The sequence below is a fragment of the Paenibacillus sp. VTT E-133280 genome (assembly GCF_002264385.1).
Lineage (GTDB): Bacteria > Bacillota > Bacilli > Paenibacillales > Paenibacillaceae > Paenibacillus_AQ > Paenibacillus_AQ nitricinens.
On sequence record NZ_NFUX01000129.1, the window covers coordinates 1 to 8076 of the forward strand.

At 44.8% G+C, this 8076-nt stretch carries 9 protein-coding genes; all 9 read right to left on the reverse strand.

Annotated elements, in window-relative coordinates:
• Positions 1-469: 469 nt before the first annotated feature.
• The 9 genes from zwf to CA600_RS30060 all read right to left on the reverse strand — a co-directional run bounded on the left by zwf (position 470) and on the right by CA600_RS30060 (position 7857).
• Positions 470-2020 carry a glucose-6-phosphate dehydrogenase gene (gene zwf / locus CA600_RS30020; RefSeq protein WP_094874745.1) on the reverse strand — a complete coding sequence of 517 codons (1551 nt, stop codon included), beginning with the start codon at positions 2018-2020 and terminating at the stop codon, positions 470-472.
• A gap of 190 nt (positions 2021-2210) precedes the next feature.
• A complete protein-coding gene (locus CA600_RS30025; protein WP_094874746.1) occupies positions 2211-3026 on the reverse strand; it encodes a YwmB family TATA-box binding protein in 816 nt (271 codons plus the stop codon).
• Between the two features lie 117 nt (positions 3027-3143).
• Positions 3144-3797: a response regulator gene (locus tag CA600_RS30030; protein ID WP_179281788.1), complete on the reverse strand. Its 654-nt coding sequence runs from the start codon at positions 3795-3797 to the stop codon at positions 3144-3146.
• 18 nt (positions 3798-3815) lie between these two features.
• Positions 3816-4850: a sensor histidine kinase gene (locus CA600_RS30035; RefSeq protein WP_094874747.1), complete on the reverse strand. Its 1035-nt coding sequence runs from the start codon at positions 4848-4850 to the stop codon at positions 3816-3818.
• A gap of 30 nt (positions 4851-4880) precedes the next feature.
• Entirely contained in the window at positions 4881-5528 is a 648-nt protein-coding gene (gene liaF, locus CA600_RS30040) for a cell wall-active antibiotics response protein LiaF (RefSeq protein WP_094874748.1), read from the reverse strand.
• Between the two features lie 124 nt (positions 5529-5652).
• Positions 5653-6357, reverse strand: coding sequence for a PspA/IM30 family protein (locus CA600_RS30045; RefSeq protein WP_094874749.1), 705 nt, complete (start codon positions 6355-6357; stop codon positions 5653-5655).
• Positions 6358-6360: 3 nt separating this feature from the next.
• A complete protein-coding gene (locus tag CA600_RS30050; RefSeq protein WP_094874752.1) occupies positions 6361-6828 on the reverse strand; it encodes a PspC domain-containing protein in 468 nt (155 codons plus the stop codon).
• 4 nt (positions 6829-6832) lie between these two features.
• Entirely contained in the window at positions 6833-7510 is a 678-nt protein-coding gene (locus CA600_RS30055) for a PspA/IM30 family protein (RefSeq protein WP_094874750.1), read from the reverse strand.
• 44 nt (positions 7511-7554) lie between these two features.
• Positions 7555-7857: a LiaF transmembrane domain-containing protein gene (locus CA600_RS30060; RefSeq protein WP_042191767.1), complete on the reverse strand. Its 303-nt coding sequence runs from the start codon at positions 7855-7857 to the stop codon at positions 7555-7557.
• Positions 7858-8076 lie beyond the last annotated feature (219 nt).

Genomic DNA, 8076 nt, shown 5'->3' on the forward strand with positions numbered 1-8076 from the left:
TAAGCTCGACTAAAACATGCATTTCGGAGGTTAAGGTCCGCTCGGTCCGTCCCAAAGAGGTGTGTGTTAATTGGAAACAGGGCTCCCCATGCCTACCTGTTGAATACAGGCCCCTCCCTTGAATTCGTTTCACATTTCTCCGCAGTAGTAAAATAGTTGTATTTCCTACACTTATAAGAAGTATTAGCATTTCCAATCGCCTTTAGTTGTATTTGATGCAATTAAAAATTCAATGTGCTAGCTTTTAGGCCTTATGCGGAGAAAATAGTTGCAGAGAATACACTTAAAAGACTAATTTCCACCCAATATGTGATTTTAATTGTACAAAGTGCAGCTATTTGAAAAATGCTCCTGTCGCCCGAGCGGCATTTGGAGCCAGAGTGGCCTTGGGAGGCTGAGTGTTTTCTAATCTCAGCATTACAAAAAATCTCCCTGCATCCTCTGCAGGGAGATAGCATTAACGCAAAGCTTAGTTATTCTTCAGCCATACTACATTATCTTCTTCTTGACCGTTTACCGGCCACCAATGGAAGCCATCCTGAGCAAGCAATTGATCCGCTTCAACCGGACCCCAAGTGCCAGCAGGATAAGAAGATAAATCACGCGACTCTTCCTTCCAAGCCTTCGCAATACGATCCACGAACGACCATGCCGACGATACCTCATCCCAACGAGTGAAATAAGTGGAATCTCCACGTGCCGCGTCATGAAGCAAGCGCTCGTAAGCTTCCGGGGAATTGATTCCAACCAAGCAGCTCTGACAGAAGTCCATAGCTAGTGGTTGAATTTCAGACTCGGAACCCGGCTTCTTGGCATTAATCTTTACATAAATGCCTTCCATTGGGTTCACACGGATAACAAGCAGGTTAGGCTCCAGCGTATGCTTTTGTCCCAAATAAACATTGGTTGGCATTCCCTTGAACTCAACTACCACTTCCGTTGTCTTCACCGGTAGACGTTTACCTGTACGAATATAGAAAGGAACTCCAGCCCAGCGGAAGTTATCTACAAACACACGGGCAGCAAAATACGTCTCAGTACTCGATTCAGGATCAACCTTATCTTCCTGACGATAAGCAGGAAGAGGCTTTCCACCATGCAAGCCTTGAATATACTGTGCTCTCACGACGTTCTCACGAACCTCGTCAGATGTACCATAAGGACGAAGGGAACGAAGTACCTTCACCTTCTCGTCACGAATATCTTCTGCAAGCAGACGGCTTGGTGGTTCCATTGCGATCATAGTCAGCAGTTGCAATATATGATTCTGGCCCATATCCCGTAACGCTCCAGCATGGTCATAATAACCACCACGCTCTTCAACACCTACGGTTTCGCCAAGTGTAATTTGAATATTGGCAATATGCTTATTATTCCAAAGCGGTTCGAAAAAAGCGTTGGCAAAACGAATGACTTCGATATTCTGAACCATTTCTTTACCAAGATAATGATCGATCCGGTAGATCTCCTCTTCCTTGAATACCTCACGGATCTGCTCGTTCAGCTGCTCAGCTGACTCCAGATTATATCCAAAAGGCTTCTCGATGACGAGGCGATTCCAACCTGTGCTATCCAGCATGCCGCCAGCCTTAAGGTTGAACGAGACACTGCCGAACAATTCAGGTGCCAACGCAAGATAGAACATCCGATTGCCCGGAATTCTGAACTTCTCTTCAAGAGCTTCTGTTTGAGCTCTTAATTCACGGAAGCCATCAATATCGTTGATGTCCAGAGATTTGTATTCAAAATGCTGTACAAACTCATTCCATTCGTTCTCTTCTCCCGCTTTATAACGGCAGAATTCAAGGATGGATTCCTTCACATCACTTCTAAATTCTTCCTGAGTACGCGGGCGCCGCGCCACGCCAATTACCGCAAAATCATGTGCCAGCTTACCTTCACGGTACAAGCTGTAAATCGCCGGGAAAAGCTTACGCCGGGCTAAATCTCCGGTTGCCCCAAAGATAAAAAAGACAGCACCGGGTGTGTGCAGTGCATCAAGGGTTTGATTTTCAGCCATGGCTCCTCATCTTTCTGTATGTAATATAGTTTATTGACATTCTCAGCGTCGAGTAAACGACGTTATGTCATTTTAGCATATTCCTAAAAAGGATGCTATCAGATTCCTGACAAATACTCTCGGGATTTCGCGAATTTCAATTAAAATTTCTTATTACTAATTATATCTTTGCTTATAAAAAAGGAATTTGTCAGTATTCGATGGTGATTAATGGTAAGCCAATGGTTAGGCGATTCGTCCCATTTTGATCTTCCTGATGCACTGCGATTTGCGCTGAAACCGAATGGTTCCCGCTGACTACCGAGCGTTTCAAATCAGGAATCGAATACGTACGGCTGACTGTTGCTACATCCTTATAGCTCTCTTTTTCACTCACAGTTTTAAACTGCTCTTTAAGTAACCCTTCGGTTTGCGACAATACACCTTCAGGTCCCCCCTGGTTTTCAGCTATTCCTTGAAGGGATACATTCCATTCTGCCTTGATGTTACTCTGTTCTAGGATTGTACTAACTTCATCGGCAGCCCCCTGAAAGCTAACCTTATCCTTTAAATCAGCAGTATCTAACGTCACAATAACATAACTATTTCCTTCTCCAAGCTCGCTCCAAAATAAGGAGAGACGTGATCCATATGGTTTTACCGCTGCTGAACGATAGGTCATATGCCCATCTTCATCATTTCCTGACGGTACTGTCAATCCAAGGCGGGCGCTAAGCTTAGCCACTTCAACAGAAGGATCATTGTAACCGCTGATTGCCCCTTGCCATTTTAAGACGATATGCAGTGGTGAACCAGATACCGTTGTTTTCGTCCCGAGATCTATTAAACTCATCAGTGAAGCATTCAGTTCCGATGTTACTGATGTATGTGAAACAGCTTCGTCTTGATCGATTGATTTTGCTTTAGCGCTTTGAAGGTTTACCCGTAAAGCTACAATGCAGCACAGGAATAATAATATTAAAAGAGTCCCTTTTTTTGTTCCGTTGTTCAATATAGCCTTCAGCATAATTTATTCTCCCTTTCGAACCTCTCTAGCAATCTACTAGACAGTATGTACGAATTAGGAGATTCTAAACTTATGCATTAAAAAAAGACTGAAGCAAGAGGCTTCAGCCTTTGGTTTCTATTCAGCTAGTCCATTTTTATATGCATAAATAGCTGCTTGGGTTCGGTCTTCCACACCCAGCTTCGCGAGAATATTCGTTACATGAAATTTCACAGTTTTGATCCCAATAATTAGTTGGTCCGCGATATCCTGATTCGATTTACCTTGCGCCAGCAGACGTAATACTTCCATCTCGCGCTCTGTAAGCTCTTTATAAGCAGGAGATTCACCCTTTGCATTGTTTCGAAAACGATTCATCATTTTAGAGGCGACCTGTGACTCCAGTACAGACTGGCCTCTTGCCGCGGCACGTATGGCATCTGCCACTTCAGTAGCTCGTGAGGTCTTTAGTAAATAACTGAATGCACCTGCTTCAATCACCGGATACATTTTTTCATCATCCAGATAGCTTGTCAACACAATAACTTTGATTTCGGGATACTGCTTCATTAGCTGTTTGGTCGTTTCAATTCCATCCATCCCATCCATGACAAGATCCATCAGGACTACATCCGGATTGTACTCTTGTGCCAGGCGGATACCTTCTTCCCCACTTCCAGCTTCCCCTACGACTTCTATTCCGTCTTCAGTACCTAGAACAGCAGCTAGTCCAATCCGTACCATTTCATGATCATCTACAAGCAATACCTTAATGGCTTCCTCCATCTCCATGGTCACTCTTTCCTCCTATTATTCATTGACTAACGGAACGGTAATTTCAATCCGCATTCCTTTACCCGGAGCGGTAATAAACTGAATGGAACCTCCGATTTCATTCATCCGCTCCTGCATATTCGACAAACCGTAGGAAGTTTGTTTACTATCATCCATTTCAAAACCAATCCCATCATCACGGAGCGTCAACCGAACCGTATCTCCTCGACGATGCAGCCTAATTTCCATCTTTTCTGCTTTCGCATGACGAAGCGTATTAGAGATTGCCTCCTGCACAATACGGAATAAGTGATTCTCTACCCCTTTTAGCAATTGTACATCAGGGTCCATCTCGAACACGATTTCTATCGGTACTTTAACCTTAAGCTCCTTGATCAGCTCCTGTAGCCCCTGCTCTAATCCCTTACCTTCCAAATAAACAGGTCTTAAGTGCAGCAATAATGCTCTCATCTCTGATTGTGCTACAGCAGACATTTCCTCAATCAGTGCAATTTGCCGTTGCGCCTTGTCAAAATCCTTCTCCAGGGTCCGGCCTACAGCCGTGGCGGTCATAGAGATCGCGAACAGCTGCTGAGAGACAGCATCATGCAATTCACGCGCAAGCCGTTGCCGCTCTTCCATAATAGCAGATACTCGTGCTTGCTCCGCGAGCTTCGCGTTATTTGTAGACAATCGCTGCAGTGTTGTCACTTGGTTTTCCCATTTTCCGCTGATTCGGCCCAATTGTTCTCCGAGCCTTCCCAGCTCATCATCGCCCAAGTCTGGCATAGATAGCGTTAAGTTTCCCTTCTCCCACAATACGAGCGTTTCTCTCAGGCGTTCCAACTTTCGCTTTACCCGAAAGCTCTGATAGAAGCCAAAGCCAACCCCGAACCCCATGGGCAGCAGAATTAAAGTGAAGGCCGTACGTAATCCAATCGTCCAGCTTTCAAAAGGTTTCAAATAGCCATATGTATACATGGTGTACAATATCACTAGCAGCATGACAAAAGAGAACAGAGCCCCCTCACCCATACTGCGTGACATCATATTTTTATTCTTTCTTTCCATACGGGGACCCTCCCTTCAGTATCAAACTAATCAGGATAATCGCACATCCAAATCTCCCATCAAATAAGACACACTAAACTTTACCTTATACTCACTGCTCTCATAGTTAGGGGATTTCCAGTTCAGACGGTTTAGCATACCTGTGTCCCGCTGGTTACCAAATTCAATCGATCCAAAAAGCACAAAGGCTTCGATTTCTATCCCGTAATCATCTGACAATTGAATGTCCATATCTCCAAAGATACCTTGAAACAGCATCACCGTTTCTTTTTGCTCCGCCATAGCCAGTGAAAGATCAAGATCGGCCTCTCCAAGGATATGCCATGAGCTGAGGCTATGCATCACCCAGGGTGAGCGATCCCAGTCAAATCTAGACGAAAAGTTCTGCTTCTGCATGAACCCTTCCTTACGCTGAACTCTTTTGGATTTAGTAAAAAACATTCCTAAAGAAATCAAGCAAATCCCCAGTACCAGCACCAAATGATCCAGCAAAAGCAATATAGCGCCAATCCCGAGCAGCTTATAACCCTGCTTCACTTTGCCTGACGTCGTGCGGTAGACTCCTAGGAACAGGAATAGAAGCGCGACAATGGAGAAAAAGCCGAGCCATCTACCAAAAATCATCATGCAGCCAACACCGATCAGTCCGATGGCAATCAAACGGTTTCGTTTATCCATTTCGCACCTCCTACAAGATATATTATAGCCAGCCGCTACAAAAGCCATATCGGTATGGAGATCCATACCGTATGGCTTCTTCTTGTCCAGCATATCATATCTGCTTAAGTTTTAGGAACAGGATTTAATCTTCTTTTTTGTTTAAAGAAGGAGCAGCCGGTGTATCATTCAGCTTGCTTCTTAATGCAGCCAGTTGCTCATCCACTTTCAGTTGCTTCTCAACATCGACTGGTTTAGTGTAGGCAGCGGATGGGCTGTAAGGTGCACGCATTACATCTGCTTCTGCTTCAAGCTGCATAATCTTCTCTTCCATCCGGTGGAAGCCGAGTGACGCACTGCCACTTTCGATGGAATGCACGCTACTGATTTGTGTCATTTGTTTCTTCGCCTTAGCCATTTGAGCGCGGGATACGAGCTCGTTACGCTTGTTGCGCAGCTTGTAGAATTCATCCTTCATATCATGCAGCTGTCCAACCAATTCCTTCGCTTGCACTTCAGCCTGAGCATGAAGATCGCTGTATTCCGCTTGTTTTTGATCGAAGTATATTTTTTCCTCCAACAGCTTGCGAGTCACTTCTTCTTGGCCGTTTTTCAATGCCAATTCAGCTTGTGCTCCACGTTGTGCGGACATTTTTGCTGCTTCTTCCACGCGTTGCTTCATGCGACGTTCGTTCGCCATTTGCTTGGCAACTGTAACTTCCGCTTCGTGAATTTCAGCCTCCATATCGCGCAGATATTGGTTAAGCATTACGATTGGGTCCTCTACCTTATCCAACAAGTCATTTACCGACGCCTTAGTCATATCTTTAATTCTTTGAAATACTCCCATGATTTACAATTCCCCTTTCTCATATTTAGACAGTTTTTGTTTGAGTTCTTCTACTTCTTTTTGCAGAGCCTTCTTCTCGATATCCTTCATCATCGCATCCAAACCGGAATCCGGAGCTGAATAAGCGTTGTTCTTTTCAAAATTAGGATTGTAGTTAGGTTGGCGTCCGTAAGGTCCATGTCCGCCATTAGCCTGCGGTCCGTGTCCATGTTCTGGTCTACCTGAGTAAGGACCATCGAATGGGCCACCCGGTGCACCAGGGCCTGGTCCGAAAGGATTATAATGCGTAGGCTCCTTCGGAATGACCAGCGCAGCGATGAAGTACACTGGAATCACGGCACCTCCTGTAAACGGAATGCTGACCAGTAACAGAATCCGGAATAGCGTGGAATCAATACCGAGTGTCTCAGATAATCCACCTGCAAGACCCGTCATCACTTTATCTCTTGTTGAACGATATAATCGACTCATAGCGCTACTCCTTTCCACCATTGTTCAGTTTCTCCTTTAAGCGTGCCATTTCTCTTTCGAGTACGGTAGCTACAGTCTCACCTGCTTGCACCGCATATTCCTGTCCCATGCGACGTACATCGCGCAGGCTCTTCGCTTCTAATTCCCAATCTGACATCCGATCTTCCAGACGTCCGAACATTTTGGGAACATCACCACCGTTACCATAAGCACTTGCTCTTTGATTCATCCGTTGCTGCAGTCTCAGCGACTCCATCCGGGCTGCGTAATACTGACGTTTGCTATAAACTGTCTGATACTCTATTTTCAGCTCATTCAGCTGTCCTTCAAGTTCAAACAAGGATTGCTTACTTTGTTCAAATAGCCCGCTGTACTGCTCCAACTTTTCCTCGTGAATGATCTTTTCTTGCAAAGCCAGCTTTGCAAGATGATCTTCTCCTGCTTTTAATGCGAGTAATGCCTGTTCCTCACGTTTGTTTCTCATGGCAGTCGCTTGGTTCACTTGCTGTTGCAATTGCTTCGTATGGGAAGCGTATTGCTGATACAATCTTTCAGCTTCACTGATTTCCTCGCGAGTTGAATGTAGAAATTGATCAATTAGCTTCACAGGATCTTGACTTTGCTCTAGACGTTCATTTAGATTAGCTACTGTAATATCCCTCATGCGACGAAAAACACTCATAATCTCCTGCTCCCTCCCTGCTTCTTGTTTAAGTACAATTCTTCTTAATAAGTACCATTTCTTCTACCCTTTAAAGCTGACACTCCCCATACGATCAACGCCACACCTAGAAGTGGTCCGATGATCCAGGAAAGCTTCGCGATCAAGGTCATGACACCAATGAACATTAGTACCCAACCGATAACCTTGCGTCCACTCTTAATCCCATAGTACCCGAGAACAACCAGCAATACTGGGAACAGTAGTCTGAAAATACCGTGAATCAGAGGAAGCGCTAAACCGAGCAGCATTACCGCACCAATCACAATCAGTACAACCGCTAATCCGTTTCCTTGTCTTCTTTGCATTATTTTCTCACCGCCTTTCGTTGTCCTTAACCTTATAGCCTTATTCTAGAGCAAATCGCAGACTTTCAAAACAGACCAACGACGGTTTTTGGTACTGGACCTTAGTCGAGGTAGCTGTGCGACTGCAGACCACTATAGGGCTAGCAAAGGACTTTTCATCAATGAAATAGCGACTTTAACAAGCATAAACGCCTTTGGCGTCCTTATAAGGACGGTAAG